The organism is Gordonia jinghuaiqii (assembly GCF_014041935.1).
GTDB lineage: Bacteria > Actinomycetota > Actinomycetes > Mycobacteriales > Mycobacteriaceae > Gordonia > Gordonia jinghuaiqii.
This window is the reverse complement of the sequence record NZ_CP059491.1, coordinates 3,827,225-3,848,567: the sequence shown is the minus strand read 5'-3', so window position 1 is coordinate 3,848,567 and position 21,343 is coordinate 3,827,225. Positions and strand designations below refer to the sequence as shown.

18 protein-coding genes are annotated in these 21,343 nt (G+C 68.2%); 10 read left to right on the top strand and 8 right to left on the bottom strand.

Annotation, left to right across the window (positions count from 1 at the left end; genetic code table 11):
- Positions 1–672 carry a ComF family protein gene (locus tag H1R19_RS17245; protein WP_219849662.1) on the bottom strand — a complete coding sequence of 224 codons (672 nt, stop codon included), beginning with the start codon at positions 670–672 and terminating at the stop codon, positions 1–3.
- A 400-nt stretch (positions 673–1,072) separates the two neighbouring features.
- On the opposite strand from H1R19_RS17245, the gene hpf reads away from it, so the two are divergent.
- The 9 genes from hpf to H1R19_RS17200 all read left to right on the top strand — a co-directional run bounded on the left by hpf (position 1,073) and on the right by H1R19_RS17200 (position 13,174).
- Positions 1,073–1,894 (top strand): ribosome hibernation-promoting factor, HPF/YfiA family, encoded by an 822-nt coding sequence (gene hpf, locus H1R19_RS17240; RefSeq protein ID WP_188328631.1) that lies wholly within the window; start codon positions 1,073–1,075, stop codon positions 1,892–1,894.
- Positions 1,895–2,066: 172 nt separating this feature from the next.
- Positions 2,067–4,880 (top strand): preprotein translocase subunit SecA, encoded by a 2,814-nt coding sequence (gene secA / locus H1R19_RS17235; RefSeq protein WP_219849661.1) that lies wholly within the window; start codon positions 2,067–2,069, stop codon positions 4,878–4,880.
- Positions 4,881–5,067: 187 nt separating this feature from the next.
- Positions 5,068–5,631, top strand: coding sequence for an Rv3235 family protein (locus H1R19_RS17230; protein ID WP_244970741.1), 564 nt, complete (start codon positions 5,068–5,070; stop codon positions 5,629–5,631).
- Between the two features lie 111 nt (positions 5,632–5,742).
- Positions 5,743–7,212, top strand: a complete 1,470-nt coding sequence (locus H1R19_RS17225) for a wax ester/triacylglycerol synthase domain-containing protein (RefSeq protein WP_219849659.1) — start codon at positions 5,743–5,745, stop codon at positions 7,210–7,212.
- Between the two features lie 80 nt (positions 7,213–7,292).
- Complete coding sequence (locus H1R19_RS17220) at positions 7,293–7,859, top strand: DUF6912 family protein (RefSeq protein WP_188328628.1); 567 nt, start codon at positions 7,293–7,295, stop codon at positions 7,857–7,859.
- Between the two features lie 191 nt (positions 7,860–8,050).
- The gene (locus H1R19_RS17215) at positions 8,051–9,166 is read left to right on the top strand and encodes a ferredoxin reductase (RefSeq protein ID WP_188328627.1); all 1,116 of its coding nucleotides are present in this window, start codon (positions 8,051–8,053) and stop codon (positions 9,164–9,166) included.
- 94 nt (positions 9,167–9,260) lie between these two features.
- The gene (locus H1R19_RS17210; protein WP_244970740.1) at positions 9,261–10,391 is read left to right on the top strand and encodes a GNAT family N-acetyltransferase; all 1,131 of its coding nucleotides are present in this window, start codon (positions 9,261–9,263) and stop codon (positions 10,389–10,391) included.
- A 183-nt stretch (positions 10,392–10,574) separates the two neighbouring features.
- Entirely contained in the window at positions 10,575–11,903 is a 1,329-nt protein-coding gene (locus tag H1R19_RS17205; RefSeq protein WP_188328626.1) for a fatty acid desaturase family protein, read from the top strand.
- A gap of 71 nt (positions 11,904–11,974) precedes the next feature.
- Complete coding sequence (locus H1R19_RS17200; protein WP_188328625.1) at positions 11,975–13,174, top strand: fatty acid desaturase family protein; 1,200 nt, start codon at positions 11,975–11,977, stop codon at positions 13,172–13,174.
- 51 nt (positions 13,175–13,225) lie between these two features.
- On the opposite strand, the gene rsgA is transcribed toward H1R19_RS17200, so the two are convergent.
- The 5 genes from rsgA to H1R19_RS17175 all read right to left on the bottom strand — a co-directional run bounded on the left by rsgA (position 13,226) and on the right by H1R19_RS17175 (position 18,066).
- Entirely contained in the window at positions 13,226–14,272 is a 1,047-nt protein-coding gene (gene rsgA, locus H1R19_RS17195) for a ribosome small subunit-dependent GTPase A (protein WP_188328624.1), read from the bottom strand.
- Positions 14,273–14,308: 36 nt separating this feature from the next.
- Positions 14,309–15,637, bottom strand: coding sequence for a 3-phosphoshikimate 1-carboxyvinyltransferase (gene aroA / locus H1R19_RS17190; protein ID WP_244970739.1), 1,329 nt, complete (start codon positions 15,635–15,637; stop codon positions 14,309–14,311).
- Positions 15,638–15,698: 61 nt separating this feature from the next.
- Positions 15,699–16,082, bottom strand: a complete 384-nt coding sequence (locus tag H1R19_RS17185; protein WP_219849658.1) for a VOC family protein — start codon at positions 16,080–16,082, stop codon at positions 15,699–15,701.
- The gene (locus H1R19_RS17180) at positions 16,083–16,334 is read right to left on the bottom strand and encodes a hypothetical protein (protein ID WP_188328622.1); all 252 of its coding nucleotides are present in this window, start codon (positions 16,332–16,334) and stop codon (positions 16,083–16,085) included.
- A 34-nt stretch (positions 16,335–16,368) separates the two neighbouring features.
- A complete protein-coding gene (locus H1R19_RS17175; protein WP_219849657.1) occupies positions 16,369–18,066 on the bottom strand; it encodes a nucleobase:cation symporter-2 family protein in 1,698 nt (565 codons plus the stop codon).
- A gap of 93 nt (positions 18,067–18,159) precedes the next feature.
- On the opposite strand from H1R19_RS17175, the gene H1R19_RS17170 reads away from it, so the two are divergent.
- Positions 18,160–18,675, top strand: coding sequence for an NUDIX hydrolase (locus H1R19_RS17170; protein WP_219849656.1), 516 nt, complete (start codon positions 18,160–18,162; stop codon positions 18,673–18,675).
- A 25-nt stretch (positions 18,676–18,700) separates the two neighbouring features.
- On the opposite strand, the gene H1R19_RS17165 is transcribed toward H1R19_RS17170, so the two are convergent.
- Positions 18,701–19,333 carry a TetR/AcrR family transcriptional regulator gene (locus H1R19_RS17165; RefSeq protein WP_188328619.1) on the bottom strand — a complete coding sequence of 211 codons (633 nt, stop codon included), beginning with the start codon at positions 19,331–19,333 and terminating at the stop codon, positions 18,701–18,703.
- A 40-nt stretch (positions 19,334–19,373) separates the two neighbouring features.
- The gene (locus H1R19_RS17160; protein WP_188328618.1) at positions 19,374–21,224 is read right to left on the bottom strand and encodes a hydroxysqualene dehydroxylase; all 1,851 of its coding nucleotides are present in this window, start codon (positions 21,222–21,224) and stop codon (positions 19,374–19,376) included.
- Positions 21,225–21,343 lie beyond the last annotated feature (119 nt).

Sequence of the window (21,343 nt, the reverse complement as noted above, 5' to 3'; positions counted from 1 at the left end):
TCAGGCAGCGGCGAGCACCACCGCGGCCGCGACGCCGATTCCGGCGTCACCGAGGATCCGGACCGACTCCGCGACCGTGGCGCCAGTGGTCATCACGTCGTCGATGAGCAGCGCGGCCGCACCGGTCGGGGGCGGAACGCCGGCGCGGAGTCGTACGGCGCCACGCAGGTTGCGCGCCCGCGACCGGGCGTCGAGTCCGGCGGAGTCGCGTGCGGTCGACGACGTCACGAGCAGAGAGGCCACCTGCACCCGGCTCCCGAGGGCCGGCGCCGCGGAACGGGCGAGTGCGGTCACGGGGTCACCGCCGCGGCGTCGGGCGGTCATCGGACGAGTCGGTGCGGGCACCAGGAGCAGGCGCTCGGCGTCGGGTAGTTCACCCCAACCGGCCAGTACGCGGATGCCGCGCGCGAGTGCGCGACCCAGAGGCGGGATCAGATCACGCCGATCGTGTTCCTTGATCGCGATGATCGCCTGCCGATGGGGACCTCGGTAGTGTCCGAGCGCCCAGACCGCGACCCCCGGCGACATCCTGGGGTGGGCCGCGATGGGGGTGTCGGACAGCGCGGCCTCGCACCGCGGGCACCACCGGGTGCCCGGTCGTCCGCATCCGCCGCAGAGCAGCGGGAACACCAGGTCGGCTCCCGCGTCGAACACCTGCCGTCGCCAGGTCATGCGATGAGGTTAGGGCGCGGACGGACAGATGCGGCGCGGCTGCGTCCGAGGATGTGGACAACCTGACGCCGACGCCCCGCGGATGTCATCCGGCCGGACCACACGGCCCACCCCGGTCGGGACCTTGTGCTCGGTTTGTCCCGACATGCAGACACCGGCCCGGTAAACGTGGCCGATACCCGAACTTGCGGCTACGGTCGGGGGTACAGCAGGTTGCCGGGCGGAGTCGTGACACGTTCTCCACGCCGGCCGTGACCGCTTTTGTCGGGAGGTGATGCCCCTGTCGTTGAGTGTCAGCTGTCAGCTGGCATGGACACATCCTCGGTGTCGATCAAATCATCAGTGCGACAACAGATCACGATGATCCATCCGTAGCCGGGACAATTCAGGAGGTAGTTGAATGTCCACAGTCATCCATCGCAAAGGCCAGCGCGAACCCAAGGTCGCCGACCCCAGGCCGACAGTGGAGGAGGGCCTCGAGCCCGATAGCCGATCCGAAGAGACCGATACCTACGATCCGGAGTTCGCCTTCGTCCGCCCACCGGGAACGGTGGACTCCGACGAACCCGCCGAACCCACCGCGAAGGTCGTGTTCGCCGGCCGCAACGTCGAAATACCCGACCACTACCGCACTTACGTCGGCGACAAGCTCGCTCGCCTCGAGCGCTTCGACCCGACGATCTACCGATTCGACGTCGAGCTGAACCACGAACGCAACCGAAGGCAGTCCAAGGTCTGTCAGCAGGTCGAGATCACCGCGACGGGCAAGGGCCCGATAGTGCGCGCGCAGGCCTCCGGCGAGAACTTCTACGCCGCTCTCGAACACGCACTGGACAAGGCCGAGTCCCGGTTGCGCCGGGTCAAGGACCGTCGGCGCGTGCACCACGGCAACCGCCGGCCGTTGTCGGTCGCCCAGGCCACCGAGGTCGGTGCGCCCCTGCTGCGCGACAACCAGTTGACGGTGGACGGGCACGTCGGCGACCCGGGCATGCTCGAGGCCACGGCCCGCGGGGAATGGGACGACGGGGTCGACGAGTACGCGCCCGGTCAGATCGTCCGCGTCAAGGAACACACCGCGGTACCGATGACCGTGGACGACGCGCTCTACGAGATGGAGCTCGTGGGACACGACTTCTTCCTGTTCCACGACAAGGAGACCGACAAGGCCTCCGTGGTGTACCGACGGCATGCGTTCGACTACGGGCTCATCCGTCTGACGTGACCTCGCGGGCTGATCGGGAGAGGCGGTGAACTGCCTCACGACCACCAAGTCGTGACACGGTACCGATCCGATCAGGGTCTGCTCAGCTCACCTCGGTACCATGGAATCCGGTCTGTGCTTTCGCACGGGCCGGATTCCGTGTGTTTTCTACAGGTGAGGAACTCGATCCACGGTGCTGAACAAGCTGTTGCGTGTCGGCGAAGGCCGCATGGTCAAGCGACTCGATGCGATCGCATCGCACGTCGAGACGCTCTCCGACGAGGTCGAGGCGTTGTCCGACGCCGAATTGCGCGCCAAGACAGACGAGTTCAAGGCGCGCCTCGCCGACGGCGCGTCGCTCGACGAGCTCCTGCCCGAGGCGTTCGCGGTGGCCCGCGAGGCGGCGTGGCGCGTCCTCGACCAGAAGCACTTCCACGTGCAGATCATGGGTGGCGCGGCGCTGCACTTCGGCAACATCGCCGAGATGAAGACCGGTGAGGGCAAAACCCTGACCTGTGTGCTGCCGGCCTACCTCAACGCACTCGCCGGCGACGGTGTCCATGTTGTCACCGTGAACGACTACCTGGCCAAGCGCGACTCGGAGTGGATGGGTCGCGTGCACCGCTTCCTGGGCCTCGAGACCGCGGTCATCCTGACCGGCATGAGCTCGGCGGCGCGACGCGAGGCCTACGCCGCCGACATCACCTACGGCACCAACAACGAGTTCGGCTTCGACTACCTGCGCGACAACATGGCGCACTCGCTGGAGGACCTGGTCCAGCGCGGGCATGCCTACGCGATCGTCGACGAGGTCGACTCGATCCTCGTCGACGAGGCCCGCACCCCGCTGATCATCTCGGGTCCCGCCGAGGGGTCGAGCAAGTGGTACACCGAGTTCGCGCGGATCGCCCCGCTGCTCGAACGCGACGTGCACTACGAGGTCGACATCAAGAAGAAGACCGTCGGCATCCACGAGGCGGGCGTCGAGTTCGTCGAGGACCGCCTCGGCATCGACAACCTCTACGAGGCCGCCAACTCGCCGCTGGTCAGCTACCTGAACAACGCCATCAAGGTCAAGGAACTCTTCCACCGCGACAAGGACTACATCGTCCGCAACGGCAACGTGATGATCGTCGACGAGTTCACCGGCCGTGTGCTCGACGGCCGTCGCTTCAACGAGGGCCTGCACCAGGCGATCGAGGCCAAAGAAGGCGTCGAGATCAAGGCGGAGAACCAGACCCTCGCCACGATCACGCTGCAGAACTACTTCCGCCTCTACGAGAAGCTGTCCGGCATGACCGGCACCGCCGAGACCGAGGCCGCCGAGTTCGACCAGATCTACAAGCTCGGGGTGCTGCCGATCCCGACCAACAAGCCGATGATCCGCAAGGACCAGGGCGACCTGATCTACAAGACCGAAGAGGCGAAGTTCGCCGCGGTCGTCGACGACGTGACCGAGCGTCACGAGGCCGGACAGCCCGTCCTGATCGGCACCACCAGCGTCGAGCGCTCGGAGTACCTGTCGCGCCAGCTGAAGAAGCGCGAGATCCCGCACACCGTCCTGAACGCCAAGTTCCACGAACAGGAAGCGCAGATCATCGCCGAGGCCGGCCGTCTCGGGGCGGTCACCGTCGCCACCAACATGGCCGGTCGAGGTACCGACGTCGTCCTGGGCGGCAACCCCGACATCATCGCCGACACCCGTCTGCGCAAGGCCGGTCTCGACCCGGTCGGCACCCCGGACGAGTACGAGGCGGCCTGGGACGAGGCCATCGCCGTCGCCCGCCGGGAAGCCGCCGAGGAGGCCGAGGCGGTCCGCGAGGCCGGCGGGCTCTACGTGCTCGGTACCGAGCGCCACGAGTCGCGTCGTATCGACAACCAGTTGCGCGGCCGCTCGGGCCGCCAGGGCGACCCGGGCGAGTCACGGTTCTACCTGTCCGTCGCCGACGAACTCATGCGTCGTTTCAACGGGGGCGCACTCGAGGCGATCATGAGCCGCCTCCCCGACGACGTGCCGATCGAGGCCAAGATGGTCACCAAGGCCATCCGGAGCGCGCAGACACAGGTCGAGCAGCAGAACTTCGAGATGCGCAAGAACGTCCTCAAGTACGACGAGGTGATGAACGAGCAGCGCAAGGTCATCTACGCCGAGCGCCGCACCATCCTCGAAGGTGAGGATCACCACGAGCAGGTCAAGCAGATGCTCGACGACGTGGTCAGCGCATACGTCGAAGGTGCGACCGCCGAGGGCTACGCCGAGGACTGGGATCTCGACGAGTTGTGGACCGCCCTGCGGGCGCTGTACCCGATCGAGCTCGACCCCAAGAAGGTGGTCGGTGAGACCGAATACGGTGAGCGCGAAGACATCTCGGCCGAGGACCTGCGTGAGATCCTCGTCGCCGACGCGAAGGCCGCGTACGACAAGCGGGAAAAGGACATCGAGGAACTTGCCGGCAAGGGTGCGATGCGCCAGCTCGAGCGCAGCGTCCTGCTGAGCGTCCTGGACCGCAAGTGGCGCGACCACCTCTACGAGATGGACTACCTGCGCGAGGGCATCCACCTGCGCTCCATGGCCCAGCGGGATCCGGTCGTGGAATACCAGCGCGAGGGATTCGACATGTTCCACGGCATGCTCGAGGGCCTCAAGGAGGAGACGCTCAGCATCCTGTTCAACGCTGCCGTGCAGACCGAGCAGCCCGCGCAGCAGCAGCCGTTGCCGAGCGCCGCGGACCTGCGTGCCGCGGTCGGTGCCGATGCACCGGCTCCGGTCGCGGACTCCGGCACCCAGGCGCCGGCCGCGCTGCGCGCCTCCGGCGCGCAGGACGACGAGGCGCCGATCCTGTACTCCGGCCCGGACGAGGGCGGCGGCACAGTCGTGCACTCCGAGGAAGAAGAACTGTCCGGGGCCGCCGAGTCGGCGAGCCGGCGCGAGCGTCGTGCCGCGGCTCGGGCGACCACCAAGGGGTCCCGACCGAAGCCGCCGAAGGCCAAGAAGCAGCGTCGCTGACCTCTCCCAGAAAAAAGTCTCGCGGCAGTGGAACCCGAACGGGGTTGCGCTGCGTCATAGCTCCATGCACACGACGCTGCCCGCGCAGGCACACCGGGACGATCAGGCACACAGGGGCGATCAGGCACACAGGGGCGATCAGCCACACCGGGACGACCGGCCACACCGGGACGACCAGCCACACCGGGTGCGGGTCCGCCCCGCCCCTCCCTATGAGCCGACGGGCGCGGCGGTGGTCGCCGTGGCCGACGGACGCGGCACGGGCTCTGCCGCCCGGCCGCGGGCTCTGCGTCCCGGTCAGGTCGCGGCTCCCGCACGCAAGACCGCCGCGGCCGCCGTGGAGGCCAGGCGTTTCACGATCGCGGTGTCACGCCTGCTCTTCGAGGTGATCGACCGTCGCCGGTCGGCCGCCCATCTCGGCGACGTCGCGGCCCCCGCCGTCGTCGACCAGATCGCGGCGTTGGTCCGCCACGACGCCTTCCGGACGGCCGACGCGCGTGACGCCGAGTCCGCCACGGCGCCGGTCCCCGGCGTGGGAGGCGGCACCGTCCTGCAGCGCGTCCACGTGCAGCTGTGCCACATCAGTGCCGCGGAGGTCTTCGGTACCTACTCCAGCGGTGGCCGTGTTCGTGCCTTCGCCGGCCGGATCGAACGCAAGCCCTGCCGTGTTCGCGGTGGTGCGCAGCCGGGCCGGCGCTCGCTCGGCCAGGTCGAGTACCGCTGGCAGCTGGTCGCGCTCGAGTTCAACTGATCCGGGGGACCGCGCCGGCAGCCAGAATCCGGACCGCGCTGAACGCACGGCGCTGACCGGACCTTGCGAGGAACCGGGCCCCGAGCGAGTCATCCGGCTAGGATCGGCGACGTGGTCACCCGTCTGTCGCCCCGCGACGCGATGTACTACTTTCTCGACGACTCACGCTCGACGACCCATCTCGGTGCGCTGCTGATCGTCGAACCCGCTGCTGTCGATGCGACCGCCGCCGACGCGGAGACCGATGCCTCCGCCCCTGCGCCGGGCAGGTCCACCCTGGACTATTCGGCACTGGTCTCGTTGGTGGAGAACCGGCTGCAACTGGTGCCGCGCTACCGGCAGGTGGTCCGCGAGGTCTCGCTCGGACTGGCGCGCCCGGTGTGGATCGACGATCCGGACTTCGACATCAACTTCCACATCCGGCGTGCCGGACTGCCGCGTCCGGGTGGAACATTCGACCTCGACGACCTCATCGCCCGGGTGATGTCGCGCCCACTGGATCGCACCCGTCCACTGTGGGAGATGTACCTCATCGAGGGGCTGACCGACGGGCGCCTGGCGATTCTGACCAAGTCCCATCGCTGCCTCATCGACGACTCCAGAAGCCCGGAGATCAGCGAGATCATCTGCGACGGCATCGACGTGCCCGCGCCGCTCCCCGAGGACCTGTGGATGCCGGGGGCGCCGCCGGGGGACTCCAGTCTCGTGGTCGGCGCGCTGGCCGAGGCCCTGTCACGTCCCGGAGATCTCGTGGAGACGATGATGCACGGCAACGGGCTGGTCTCGGAGATGCGCTCCGCCGTCGGCAGCTCGGTGCGGCGCATCGGTGACGTCGTCCGGCAGCTGACCGACTCCGCGCCCCGCAGCCCGCTGAACAGCCCGGGCACGACGACCCGATCCTTCACCACCGCGAAGATCCCGCGTCGTGGGTGCGCGAAGGTCGCCGCGCACCACGGCTGCACCGTCAACGACGTCGAGCTCGCCATCATCTCCGGGGTGATGCGGAAATGGATGCTGTCATTCGACCCCGCCGGGGGGCCGACCGACACCGTGCGTGCCGTCGTCCCCCTGTCCACTCGTGATCCGGGGGTGGAACGCATCGTCGAGAACAACCCCGGCTGGATCAACGTCGGGAAGCCGAGCTTCGTCACGGATCTGCCGGTGGGAGAGAGCAATCCGAGCGTACGTCTGGCCCAGGTCGCGGGTCTCGCGAACCGTTATGCGCAGTCGTCGCGGCGGATGAGCGTCGAACCCAGCCCGTTGTTCTCCGAGCTGGGGGTGGCGCCGTTCCCGGAGATCAGTTCGCGGGCCTTCCGTTCGCTGAACAGCCGCGGCTACAACGTGCCGGTGGAGATGAGCACCACGCCGGTCGCCGGCCGCTTCGTGCTCGGCGCGCCGGTGTTCGAGATGTTCGCCGTTCCCACCCTGGTGTCCCAGCGCGCACTCGCGATCAGCGTCGTCGAGTACGGCGACCATCTCCACTTCGCGTTCGTCGCCGACCGCGGGGTCATCGACGACCTGCCCGCCATGGCGGACTACGTCTTCGAGTCATTCGAGGAGCTGTCCTCCTCCTCCGGGTGACCGCCGGCCCGCGGGCGGCTCGGGCGTGGATAAGGTGGGCACGTGATCACCGGACCGCGAGGCGACAGGAGCAGTGACGCATGAGGGTGTACCTGCCGGCCACATTGGCGATGCTGTTGCAGCTCAATGCCGACGGTGAGTTCCGTCCACTCGGCGGCACAGGTTTCGCACTCACACCCGCGCTGCGTGAGGCCTTCGTCTCGGGCGACGACGAGGAGCTGTCGGAGGTGGCGCTCCGCGAAGCGGCCCGGGCGTCGTTGCGGCTGCTCGCAGGCGAGGCACCCGAGCCGGGTGACGCCGACGCGGATGCCGACCTCGCGGCCGACGAAGCGGCCGGTAACCCCGGCGACACCCCACGGCTGCCGCCGCGGCGGGTGGTCGTGGCCGCCGACGTCGACGACGTGACACTGCGGCCCGACCTCGATGACGCCGTCGTCAAGGTGGCCGGTCCGGTGCCGCTGTCGGCCATCGCCTCGGTGCATGTCGACGTCGCCGAAGCCGAGGACAAGGTCCGGACGGCGGTGGTGGTGATCGATGCCGCGGACATGGGGGATCTCGACGCCGAGCTGGCCGTCGGCGACGCGGAGGACTTCGACCTCGCCTGGTATGCGACGCAAGAACTGCCCTTCCTGCTCGAGCTGCTCTGACCTCTCGAACAGCTCTGTCTTGCACAGCTCTGACGTCTCGAACAGCTCTGACGTCTCGAACAGCTCTGACGTCTTGAACAGCTCCGGGTACCGGACCGCTGAGACCCTGACCACCACGAACCCATAACCTACGGTTGCGTAGGTTATGGTGATCCCACAGTGCTTCCCTGACGTCGAAGGCGGTATGTGACATGGGTTTCCTGGAGCGATTCGAGGAACCGGTTTCCGGTGTCGCGGCTCGCAGCCGACGCGCACAGTGGGTTCGGGCGGCGGTCACCCGCATCACCACGCCGTTGCTGCCCGATGACTATCTGCATCTGGCCAACCCGCTGTGGTCGGCTCGCGAACTGCGCGGCAAGGTGGTGTCGGTGGACCGCGAGACCGAGGACACCGCGACCATCCGCATCCGTCCCGGCTGGGGGTTCTCCTTCGACTACGCGGCCGGCCAGTACGTCGGGATCGGCGTGCTCGTGGAGGGACGCTGGACGTGGCGGTCGTACTCGTTGACCTCGACCCCGGCGGCGTCGGCGGACGACAAGACCATCGCGATCACCGTCAAGGCGATGCCGGAGGGCTTTCTGTCCTCCCATCTGGTGAACGGGCTCACGCCGGGCACCGTGGTGCGGCTCGCGGCGCCGCGCGGCGAGTTCGTCCTGCCCGAACCGCTACCCCCGAAGATCCTGTTCGTTACCGCCGGCAGTGGGCTGACCCCCATCATCTCGATGCTGCGTACCCTGCGGCATCGCAAGCAGCACACCGACATCCGTCTCGTGCATTCGACACCCACCGAGGCCGACCTGTTGTTCGCCGATGAGCTCGCGGAGCTCGCGGCCGACGGCATCATCGACCTGCACGTGCAGTACACCCGCAGTCAGGGGAAGGTGACCCCGGAGTCCCTGCCGACGCTGTGCGCCGACTGGCGTGAGCGACAGGCCTGGGCATGCGGCCCGTCGGGCTTCCTCGATGGCCTGCATCGTCTGTATGCCGAGGCGCACCTGACCGACCGGCTGCACATCGAGCGTTTCGCGCTCGAACGTGGTGTCGTCGGTGCGCAGGGTGGGACCGTCACCTTCGGTCGCTCGGGCAAGTCGGCGGTCGTCGACGGGGCCACCACGCTGCTCGAGGCCGGGGAGTCGGCGGGGACGATCATGCCGTTCGGATGCCGGATGGGCATCTGCCAGAGCTGCGTGGTGATGCTCGACAAGGGCTGCGTGCGCGATCTGCGCTCCGGCGTCGAGCACGTCGAGGGCGAACGGATCCAGACCTGCGTCAGCGTCGCGGCGGGGGATTGCACGCTCGACGTCTGAGCAGCGCATTCGTTGTGACCGGTCTCTCCCTGCCGAGCGAGCCGGTAGGGTGGGACGCGTGTCCGGTCACAGACATGGCCCCCGTGGAGGCGCGGTGCAGGCTCCTGTGGAGGCCGGGGCCCAACTCGCCGGCGAAGTCCCCGTCCTCAGCGACGGAGGGGTGACGCTGCGGCCTCACGAGCCCCGCGATCTGGATCGAATGGTCGAGCTCGCGGCCGACTCGGCCATGATGCGGTGGACACCCATACCGGCGCCGTACAGTCGCGCCGCCGCCGAGCGATTCGCCCTCGATTACGCGCCGCGCAGCTGGCGTGAGGGCACCCGCATGCTGTGGGCGGTCGAGTTCGACGATCGATTCGTCGGGACCGTCGACATCGAGGGCGAGGGTCCTCTCACACGGCTGAGCTACGACCTCCACCCCGACGCCCGCGGCTGGGGTGTGATGAAACGCGCCGTCCTGCTCGCGGTGAACTACGCGTTCGCGCAGGCCGGCAAGGAGGTCGTGCGCTGGACGACGGTCGCGGGAAACATCGATGCGCTGCGGGTGGCGCACTCGTGTGGTTTCCGGCTCGACGCCGCGGTGCCCGACGGCATCGAGGTCCGCGGGCACATCCGTGACGCCTGGGTGGGTTCGTTGCGCGCCGGTGACCCTCAGGAGCCCAGAACCGATTGGCGGACAGACGTTTTCGAGACCGAGAGATTTCGGTTGCGGCCGTTGGCCGAGACCGATGATCCCCGCATCCGGGAAACCCTCGACGACCCGGTCTCGCGCAAGTACCTTTTCGCGCGGCCCGATCCGCTCGAGCTCGAGCACGCCACACAGGAGCGTCTCCGCAAGTGGTGGACGGCTGCGCAGGGGCTCTCGTGTACGTGGGCGGTCGCCGATCGTGAGACCGATGACTACCTCGGCGACATCACCCTGCTGCACATCGACGAGGTCACCGGGGCCGAGGCGGGCTTCTACACCCATCCGGAGACCCGCGGGAGGGGCGTGCTGGCAGAGGCATTCCCCGCGTCGGTGCGCTACGCGTTCGACAAGCTGGGGTTCCGCCGGCTCACCCTGTTCGCCGCCGACAGCAACGAGGGAAGCAAGAAGCTGGCCCGCACGGCAGGGTTCCGCGAGGTGAGCAGCCAGAAGCTCGCCGCCCGATCCGACGGCGTGTTCGAGGACCTCATCGGGTTCGAGCTGCTCCGCGACGACTACGAGGCCGACCGCTCCGACTGAGTCCGGCGGCCGCCCCTGCGAGAAACGCCGTTGGCCTCCGTCGTCGGTGTCGTACCGCTGGACACACTCGCAACCGTAACCTACGCTTGCGTAAGTTACGGCAACGTAGGCGTAGTCAGATCCGGCAGGAACGCGCACCAACTCTCGCGCGCCGCCGGCAACCGACGGAGGAACCACACACGTATGGCGATCACCGACATCCCCGAGTACGCACACCTGTCAGAGACCGATGTCGCAGCCCTCGGCGCCGAGCTCGACGCGATCCGCGCCGACATCGAGGCCGACCGCGGCGAACGGGACGCGCGCTATCTGCGCAACACCATCCGTTTCCAGCGCGGACTCGAGGTGACCGGGCGCGCGTTGTTGTTCGGGTCCACCAAGAGGTCGGCGTGGTGGGCGGGGGCATGCGCGCTCGGCGTGGCGAAGATCGTCGAGAACATGGAGCTCGGGCACAACGTGATGCACGGGCAGTGGGACTGGATGAACGACCCCGAGGTGCACAGCACCACCTGGGAGTGGGACAACACCGATCCGTCGGCCCACTGGAAGCACACCCACAACTACATCCATCACAAGTACACCAACGTGTTGGGCATGGACGACGACGTGGGCTACGGCCTGCTGCGCGTCACCCGCGACCAGCGGTGGCGTCCGTTCAACTACGGCAACCTCGTCTACAACACCATCCTGGCGCTGGCCTTCCAGTACGGCGTCGCCGTGCAGCACCTCGAGCTCGGCAAGAAGCGCACGACCCCGCAGGAGCAGGAGGAGTTCCGCCGCAACTGCGCGGACGTGATGTCCAAGATCGGCAAGCAGGTCGCCAAGGACTACGTCGCATACCCGGCGCTGATCAGTGCGGCCACCGGGCACAAGGTCGGTTACGGCCGTGCGTACGCCAAGGCGTTCACCGCGACCGCGTTGGCCAACGTCATCCGCAATGTGTGGAGCAACGCGGTCATCTTCTGCGGTCACTTCCCCGACGGTGCGGAGAAGTTCACCAGGCAGGACGTCGACAACGAGACCCGGCCGGAGTGGTACCTGCGCCAGATGCTCGGCAGCGCCAACTTCGATTCGGGTCCGGTGCTGGCCTTCCTGAGCGGCAACCTGTCGTACCAGATCGAGCACCACATCTTCCCGGATCTCCCGAGTAATCGGTACGCCGAGATCGCCGTGCGGGTGCGCGCTCTCTGTGAGAAGTACGACCTGCCCTACACCTCGGGAGCGTTCCCGGTGCAGTACGCCAAGACCTGGCGCACCATCGCCAAGCTCTCGCTGCCGGACAAGTATCTGAAGGCGAGCGCAGACGACGCCCCCGAGACCGCATCGGAGCGTCGTTTCAAGCAGGGGCTGCCGGAGGGTACCCGCCTGCAGGCCACGATCGACGAGGCGACGGGCGCACGACGCGGCCTGCGCTCGGCGATCGCCGGCCTGCGCACGCGGCGCCGGTCGAACCGTCGCGACCGGGCCGAGGTCACCGCTCTGCGCACTCAGCGCGACGACGAGGCCGCCTGATCGCGCAGGTCAGGGAGTCGGTAACGGACGAGGCCGGACGCCGGCCGAGGGCAAGGGCATAATGGTGAGCAATGGCAATCACTGACATCAATGAGTACGCACACCTGACCGAGGCCGACGTCGAGGCGCTCGGCGCAGAACTCGACTCACTTCGCCGGGAGATCGAGGCCGACCGCGGGATGCGGGACGTCAGATACATCCGGCGCACGATCATGGCGCATCGCGTCCTGGAGGTCGCGGGCCGGGCGGCGCTGCTCGGCAGCCGGTCGAAGCCGTTGTGGGTGCTCGGTACCGGTGCGCTCGCACTCTCGAAGATCATCGAGAACATGGAGCTCGGGCACAACGTGATGCACGGGCAGTGGGACTGGATGAACGATCCCGAGATCCACAGCACCACCTGGGAATGGGACATGGTGTGCGCCTCGCCGCACTGGAAGCACTCCCACAACTACATCCATCACAAGTACACCAACGTGCTGGACATGGATCACGACGTGGGCTACCAGACGCTGCGGGTGACCCGCGATGAACCGTGGCAGCCCAAGATGCTCTTCCAGCCGTTCACCAATGTGGTGCTCGCCGCACTCTTCGAGTGGGGGATCGGCCTGCACGACCTCGATCTCAAGGACGCGATCACGGGGAAGAAGCCCAGAGAGATCGCGGTACCCCAACTCAAGGTGTTCGCGCGCAAGGTCGGCAAGCAGCTCGCCAAGGACTACGTGCTGTTCCCGGCGCTGTCCGGGCCGAACTTCAAGCACACGCTGACCGCCAATCTCACCGCGAACCTGATCCGCAACGTGTGGGCCTATGTGGTGATCTTCTGCGGTCACTTCCCCGACGGTGCGGAGAAGTTCACCGCCGACACCCTCGACAACGAGACGCAGGGGCAGTGGTACCTGCGGCAGATGCTCGGCACCGCCAATTTCAACGCCGGACCCGCGATGGCGTTCTTCAGCGGCAACCTCTGCTACCAGATCGAACACCATCTGTACCCGGATCTGCCGAGCAACCGGTACGCCGAGATCGCCGTTCGCGTCCGGGCGCTGTGCGACAAGTACGACCTGCCCTACACGACGGGTTCGATCGTGGTGCAGTACTTGCAGACGCTGCGCACCATCAACAAGCTGGCACTGCCCGATTCGTTCCTGCGTGCGACGCCCGACGACGCACCGGAGACGGCTTCGGAGAAGCGATTCGCCGGGATGAAGCCGCGTGCCACCGGTCTCAAGTCCGCGATCCGGGAGCTGCGTTCGCGTCGTCGACGCCGCTGACCTACCGCGCTGACCTACCCGGGGAACGGCAATTTCACGGGTAGGAGAACACTATTCGTGTATCTGCTGCTCGTGCGGTTGTTGCCCTTCGGTGGGATCGCTCTCGCCGCTGACCGCGACCAGTAGGCCTCGCACCGCCATCGCCCGTCGGTAGGAGTGACCCTCGAGCTGGTCGAGTCGGCACTCCGGGTCTGCCGGCGGTCCGAGATGTGTACAGCCCCTGGGGCATTGGTCGATGGCGTCACGTAGGTCGCCGAACGCGGCGACGATGTCGTCGGGCCCCACGTGCGCCAGACCGAAGGACCGGATTCCCGGGGTGTCGACCACCCAGCCACGCGGGATGCTGTCCCCGGGTAGGGGCAGCGCCACCGACTGCGTCGAGGTGTGGCGTCCCTTGCCCACGCCCGACACCACCCCGGTCGCCCGATACGCGTCGGGCACAAGACGATTCACCAACGTCGACTTGCCGACGCCGGAGTGCCCGATGAAGGCGGTGATGTGGCCGCTCAGCGTTTCGAGTATCTCGTCGAGGGGATCGTCGCGCCCGGCGCAGATGACCGGCAGCTCGAGGTCGGCGAAGGCCGCGGTGAACTCGGCGGGATCGGCCAGATCGGATTTCGTCAGGCACAGGATGGGCGAGAGACCGCCCACATACGCCGCGGCCAGCGCACGTTCGACGAATCCGGTGCGGGGCGGCGGATCGGCCATCGCGGTGACGATGAGCAGCTGATCGGCGTTGGCCACCACGATCCGCTCATACGGGTCGGAGTCGTCGGCGGTGCGCCGCAACACGGTTCGACGATCGGCCACCCGGACGATCCGTGCGAGGGAGTCGGGCTTGCCGGAGAGATCGCCCACCACCGACACGTCGTCGCCGACGACGATCGGCGTGCGACCCAGTTCCCGTGCGCGCATCGCGACCACGCGGCGTTCGGGGTCGCCGTCGAGCACCACACCCCAGCGGCCGCGGTCGACCGACACCACCATCGCCTGCTCGGCGTCGTCGTGCGACGGCCGGGTCTTGGTGCGGGGGCGGGTGCCCTTGCCGGGACGAACCCGGACGTCGGATTCGTCGTAGCTCGCGGCGCGGCGACTCACGAACGCACCTGTCCCGCGGCGATCATCGGGGACCGATCATGGTGTGCCACCGATCATCTCGTTCCACATGGCCGGGAAGTCGGGCAGGGTCTTGCTCGTCGTCTCGATGTCGTCGACGGCCACACCGGGTGTGACCAGCCCGATGATCGCGCCCGCGGTCGCCATGCGGTGATCGGCGTAGGAATGCCAGGTGCCGCCGTGCAGCCCCGGTCCGCCGGCCGATCCTGCCCCGGTGATGCGCAGACCGTCGTCGGTCTCCTCGCAGCTCCCGCCGAGCCGGGTGATCTCGGTGGTGAGCGCGGCCAGTCGGTCGGTCTCGTGACCCCGCAGATGCGCGATCCCGGACAGTTCGGATTCCCCGTCGGCGAGTGCGCACAGCGCGGCGATCGTCGGGGTGAGCTCGCCGATGTCACGGAGATCGAGGTGGACACCCTTGAGGACGGCGGGTCCGCGGACCGACAGCGTGCCGTCGAGAAGTTCGACGGTGCACCCCATCTCGGCCAGCACATCGGCGATCCGGGCACCCGGCTGGGTCGTGACCGCGGGCCAGTAGGGGACGCGCACGATCCCGCCGGTGACCGCGGCCGCCGCCAGGAACGCCGCGGCGTTGGACAGATCGGGTTCGACGGTCCAGTCGACCGCCCGGATCGGGCCCGGTGCCACACGCCAGACATCGGGCTCGGAGGTGTCGACCTCGACGCCGGCCGTCGCCAGCATCTCGACGGTCATGTCGATGTGCGGGGTCGACGGCACCGGCGGGCCGACGTGGCGGATGACCAGACCGGCGTCGAAGCGAGCCCCCGACAACAGCAGGCCCGACACGAACTGCGACGACCCCGACGCGTCGATGGTCACCTCACCGCCCGGGACGCGCCCGGTCCCGTCGATGGTGAACGGCAGACGATCACCGGTGACCGCGACACCCAGCCCGCGCAGTGCGTCGAGGATGGTCGTCTGCGGACGCACCCGCGCGTGCGGATCGCCGTCGAACCTCACGCGTCCCTCGGCGAGCGCACCGACCGGCGGAAGGAACCGCATCACCGTGCCGGCCAGCCCGCAATCGATGTCGGCGCCGTGCAACCGGCCGGGGACCAGGGAGACCGTCGTGTCGCTCGCGGGGTCCACGCGCACCTCCACACCGAGCGCCTGCAGCGCACCCAGCATCAGGTTGGTGTCGCGGCTGCGCAGCGTCCCGCGCACGGTCGACGGACCGTCGGCGAGCGCGGCGAGGACCAGCGCCCGATTGGTGATCGACTTGGACCCGGGCAACTCCACTGTTGCGTCTAGGCCGCCTCCGGCGGGTGCATCTAGGCCGCCGCCGGCGGGTTCACCGCCGATGCAGGTGGGCGCGTTCCAAGAGCTCATGCGGTCCAGTCTTTCATGCACCGACCAGCCGGCCGGCCGCTGACCGAGCTCCGGGCGGCGACTACCGGGTGTCCTTACGGAGTGGGTGGTCGTCGGGGATCTCGACGACGATGAGAGTACGTCCGTCGGGATCTGCGGCGTGCATCTCGATGAGCCCCCACGGCTCGGTGCGCGGCCCGCGGGTGACGGTGACGCCGCGATCGCGGAACTGCTTCTCGACGGCCTCGGCGTCGCGCACCTGCAGCCACAGGACAGCGTCGCTCGACGGGGCGGTCGCGTCGGACCTCATGTGCGACGAGATCTCGATCAGCCCGTTGCCCGCGAAGAAGACCACCCCGCCCGAGTACTCGCGGTGAACGGGCAGACCGAGCTGGTCGCGGTAGAAGGACTGCAGACCTTCGGGATCGGCCGAGAGCAGGAGCACCCGGCTGGCCAAGACCTCCATCTACTGCCCCTCGGTCGTTCCGGCCGAACCGCCCAGCGCGTGTCCACGGTTGTGGTCGCTGCCGTGACCGGCGGCCTCGTAGGCGGCACGTTCGCGGGCGAGTCGCTCGGTCTCGCCGATGGGCTTGGCATCACCGAAGGCGAATGCCGACTCGTGCGGCCACTCGTGAGGCAGGTCGGGATCGGTGATGCGCCCGTCGTCGTCGGGTTCGGGCTCGCCCGATCGTGGGCCGGGATCAAGTCTGGAGGACATGCCGTCCACGATATGCCGATCGGGGGCGGACCGGTCAGGAACCCCGGCGCGAGAACCCGCCGTCGGTGTAGCCGTCCCAGGTGTCGAAGAGACGGGTCACCTTCGGGTCGCCCAGACTCCTGATGTGGTCGCAGAGGTCTTTGGGCGCAGCCGGATTGGTGACGATGAAGGGGTGCAGCGACGTGTCGTGATCGGCGAGGTAGCGCAGGGTGTCCGCGGGGGTGTCGGGATCGGCGGCGGCGAGGGCGTCCCGCGGATCGAAGGCCGGACCACGGATGCCGTCGGAGGCCGAGATCCCTGCGGCACCGGCGACCTCGATCTCGCCGGTGTTGTGGTAATCGACGGGGTCGGCGGACACGCTGCGTGTGTTGAGCAGCAGGTTCAGCACGATCGCGGTGATCGCTCCGGCGGAGATCCCCGAGTGGAAGATGGTCTGGAACCAGTCGGGGAACTGTGTGTACAGGTCCAGGACGACGTTGACGGGGGCGTCGCCGAGCTCACGGTCGGTGTAGTAGATCTTGGCCTCGGTCAGCATCGCGACACCGACGGAGATCGCCACCACCAGGATGTTGGTGTTGTCGAACCTGACCTTGGTGAGTGTGCGGATGCCGCTGGCAGCGACCATGCCGAACAGCGCCACCCCCGCGCCGCCGAGGACGGGCAGCGGGATGCCCTCGATGATCGCTGCCATCTTCGGCAGGAGCCCCAGCACCACCAGGATGACCCCGGCACAGGTGGCGACGTGCCGGGTGCGTACGCCGGTGATCGCGACGAGTCCCACATTCTGGGCGAACGCCGTGTAGGGGAAGGTGTTGAAGACGCCGCCGAGTGCGGTGCCGAGACCATCTGCGCGCATGCCGTCGGCCAGGCGCCGCGGGGTGATCTTCTCGTCGACGATCTCACCGACCGCGACGATGTCGCCGGTGGTCTCGGTCATGATCACCACGGCCACGATGAGCATGGAGATGATGGCGCTGACCTCGAAGGTCGGCGCCCCGAACTGGAACGGTTGCGGGATGCCGACCCACGGGTACTCGCCGACCTTGTCCCACTGGGTCATGCCGAAGGGGATGGACACCAGCGTCCCGATCGCCAGGCCGAGGAGGATCGACACCCGGCGGATCGCGTCGGGCGCGAAGCGTTCGATGACGACGATGACGGCGAGGGTCAGGAATCCGAAGCCGATGTTCTTCGGGTCGCCGAAGTCGGGTCCAGCGGCCGTCCCACCGCCGAACCATCCGGCGGCCACCCGCATCAGGGAGACCCCGATGATGAGGATGATCGTGCCGGTGACCAGCGGCGGGAAGAACCGGATGAGTTTCCCGACGATGGGCGCGACCACGATCATGAAGATCCCGCTCGCGATCACCGAGCCGTAGACGGCGGTGATCCCGTGGGCGGTGCCGATGGTGATCATCGGTCCGACGGCGGCGAACGTCACGCCCTGCATCAGGGGTAGCCGGACGCCGAAGCGCCAGAACCCGACGGCCTGCAGGATCGTCGCGATGCCTGCGACCAACAGGTCGGCCATGATCAGGTGGACGATGTCGCCCTGCTGGAGCTGCCCGGCGCTGACCATCGCGCCGCCGACGATGAGCGGGACGGCGACCGCCCCGGCGTACATCGCGAGCACATGCTGGAGGCCGAGCGGGAAGAGTTTGACGAACGGTGGGATCTCGTCCACCGGACGGGACCCCGTCCTGCCGTTCTTGATGACGTCCACAACCGACATGGATCGTTTTCTACGGTTTCCAGGTTTCCGGGAGTGCGCTGCCGTGTGTCACCGGTGTTTCCGAGTACATGTGCTTTCCGCGAAGATGGGTCCGTGACCGGAACAGCCGCCCGCCGCAGCGCGGGGATCCTTCTCTACCGACGTCCCTCGGGTCCGGCCGACGACTCCGTGGAGGTGCTCATCGCGCATCCCGGCGGACCGATCTGGGCGCGGAAGAAGGACGAGGGTTCCTGGTCGCTTCCCAAGGGGCTCGTCGACCCGGATGAGTCGGACTGGGACGCCGCACGACGCGAGTTCGCCGAGGAGACCGGCAGTCCCGTGCCCGACGCCCCGCCGATCGACCTCGGACAGGTGCGGCTCAAAAGCGGCAAGGTGGTCAGTGGCTTCGCCGTCCAGGGCGACCTCGACGTCGGCACGGTCCGCAGCAACACCTTCGAGATGGTGTGGCCGCCGCGGTCGGGAAAGACGGCGTCGTTCCCCGAGATCGACCGTGCCGAGTGGGTCACCCCCGACGCCGCGCGGGTGAGACTCAACCCGGCGCAGGCGGCGTTCGTGGACCGGTTGCTCGACGCGCTCGGACAGCTCGGGTCCGGGCCGGATCCAGCGTGACCCCGGCAGTCGGACCTGCTGCGACTCAGACGCCGCTGCCCTCCGCCTCGGTCGGCATGTCCAGCAGATAGATCCGGGTCAGGTCTTTCCACAGCGGCAGATGCGGGTCGGTGAGCGGATCGCGGCGGTCGATCAGGTAGGTCGTCGCGGCCCCGCGCATGCTCGACAACAGGAGCGGGTAGAGGTCGGCGTAGCGCGACGATGCCGTCAGCTCCTCGCCGAGGAACCCGGCCACCGCGGCTCGGACCGTCTTGCCGATCTCACGTTCGGTGGGCAGCAATGCGGTGCGCAGCGTGTCGTTGGTGCGCGCCGCCACCCACAGCTCCATCGACGCCACGAAGTACGGCTGGTGGAACGTCGACCATCCGACGTCGGTGGCGAGGGAGATCCGGGCGATCGGGTCGTCGGGCCAGTCGACGCGGCTGGGCAGTTCGGCGATCCGGGTCCGGGCGAGGTGACCGACCGCCGCGAGGAGCAGCACGTCACGTGAGGGATAGTGGTGCAGCAGCCGGCCCCGGCTGACCCCCGCCTCGTTCTGGATGGCGACCGTGGTGGCACCGGAGTAGCCACGATCGACGAGCACGCGGATCGCGGCGTCGAGGATGCGGGTCCGGGTCACCCCGCTGCGTTGCTGGCGGGCCGGCGGGGGAGAGCTCACGTTCCCATCGTAGGTCGGCCTCTACCCCGGCTCGTCCGCCTCAGATGTCGAGGATGTGCGGCAGCCCCGACCGGTAGCGGTCGCGGTCGATCTGTTTCAGCGGTTCCAGCATCGGCAGCTCCCACAGCGGGAACACCGGCGCTGCGGGCGCGGGACTGTCGGCGGCCGCGATGATCGCGTTGGTCACCCGGCGTCCCGATTCGTTGGCGCCCTCCATCGTCGCGAGATCGATGTTGCTGCGGACGTGATCTCCGCCGATGAACAGGTTGGGGAGCGCGGTGTATGCGTGCGGCCGGTTCTCGTAGGACCCGGCCGTGTTGACCATCAGTGGCGTCGCATTGCTCGCGCCGCTCGTCGTGGTCGCACCGGTTGTCTTGGGCGAGAAGGTGATCCCGGGATCGAGCGACCAGGTCACGATCTCCTCGGAGCGCAGGGTCGCGGCCCCGCCGGCGTTCATCGCCCTGCTCATCTGTGCCCACACCTCGCGGGCGATCTCCTGCTTCGTGCACCGCTTCGCCGGCTTGCCGTAGAGGATGCCGGGTTTCTCCCATTCGGAGATGTCGATGGACAGGCAGTCCTTCACCCGGCCGTCGCCGTATGTGCGACCGAAGTCGACGTCCCATGGTCGGGCCTGGAACAGCCCGGTCAGCGCCCACGGTGTGCCGAGCGCGGCGATGTGGCCGGGCGGCAGGTCCGACCGGCGCGAGAGGAAGTACTGGATGCCGACCATCCAGTCGTCCCGGAGGTCGCGGATGCCTGCCAGCGACTCATCGGCGGCCAGGAGCGCCGGGGTGAGCAGCGGCTTGAGCCGGTCGATCGGCATCGCCGCCACGTACCAGTCGGCGTCCACGGTCGTCCCCGACGTCAGGCGGGCCGCGTCGATCCGCCCCCGCGAGATGCTCAGGTCGGCGAGTCCTTCACCCATCACGAAGGTGACGCCGCGGGCCCGGAGGTGGGCGACCCACGGGTCGATCCACGCATGGTTGGTGGGGCGGTTGAGGATTCGATCCACCCCGCCGTGAACGAGGCCGGAGTCGTACTGCGGGAGCAGTCCGGTGGCCGAGGTGGCGAGGGCCAGGCCGATCTGGCCGATGGTTCGTGCCGAGGCGGAGTCGGGCTTGGCGGCGACCAGCGCCCTGGTGAGCGCACCCACGAGGTATCGCTGATATGCCCGCGACTTGCCCTTGGCCTTCACGAACTGCATCCACGACTGCTTCTCCCACTGGCCGACGCGCCGTTCGGTGCAGCTCGTCGCGAGGACCAGTTCGCGGCTCACGAAGTAGGCGAGCTCGGTCACCGGGACGTCGACGACGAACTTCAGGCCGGTCATCAGCGCGTTGCGCAGATTGTCCAGGGTGACGATGTCGGGGGCGTGTTCGACGAGCCCCATGATCGACGCCGGGGCGGTGGTGGGGGCGTAGCCCGCCTCGTCGAAGGCGATGACCGCTGATTCGACGCTGATCAGGTGACGGTCCGCGACGTTGCTGCCGCCGACCGGGATCCGTTCCATGGTGTCGGGCACGTGCTGATAGCAGCCGGGAAAGAAGCGGAAGCCGTGCTCACCCGGAAGGGCGAGGCGGCCACCGCGCGCGGTGCCTGGCACGTCGTGGCTGCGAGCCTTCCCGCCGAGATATGCCGGCTCGTACACGGTCACCGCGAAACCGCGTTCGACGAGTTCGTGTGCCGCCGACAATCCGGCCATCCCGCCGCCGAAGATCGCCACGTCGCGCCGGCGGCCACCGGCGCGAGGAACCGCACCCGCGGACGGGACCGCCACGTTCGGCAGGGCGACCGCGGTCCCCGCGAGAACCGCCGCGGCGGCCGAACCCTTCAGTACCGACCGGCGACCCATCGCGGCGCGGTCTCGTCTCGTTCGCTGATCACCCGACATCTGCCCGACCCCCTCGTCGACCTCAGAACAGTCAGTGCTGACTCATCTGAGTGTGATGTCTACCACAGCAAAGCGTCGCGTTGGACGGAGTCGGGAGATTGTCTCAATCGAGCGTCCAG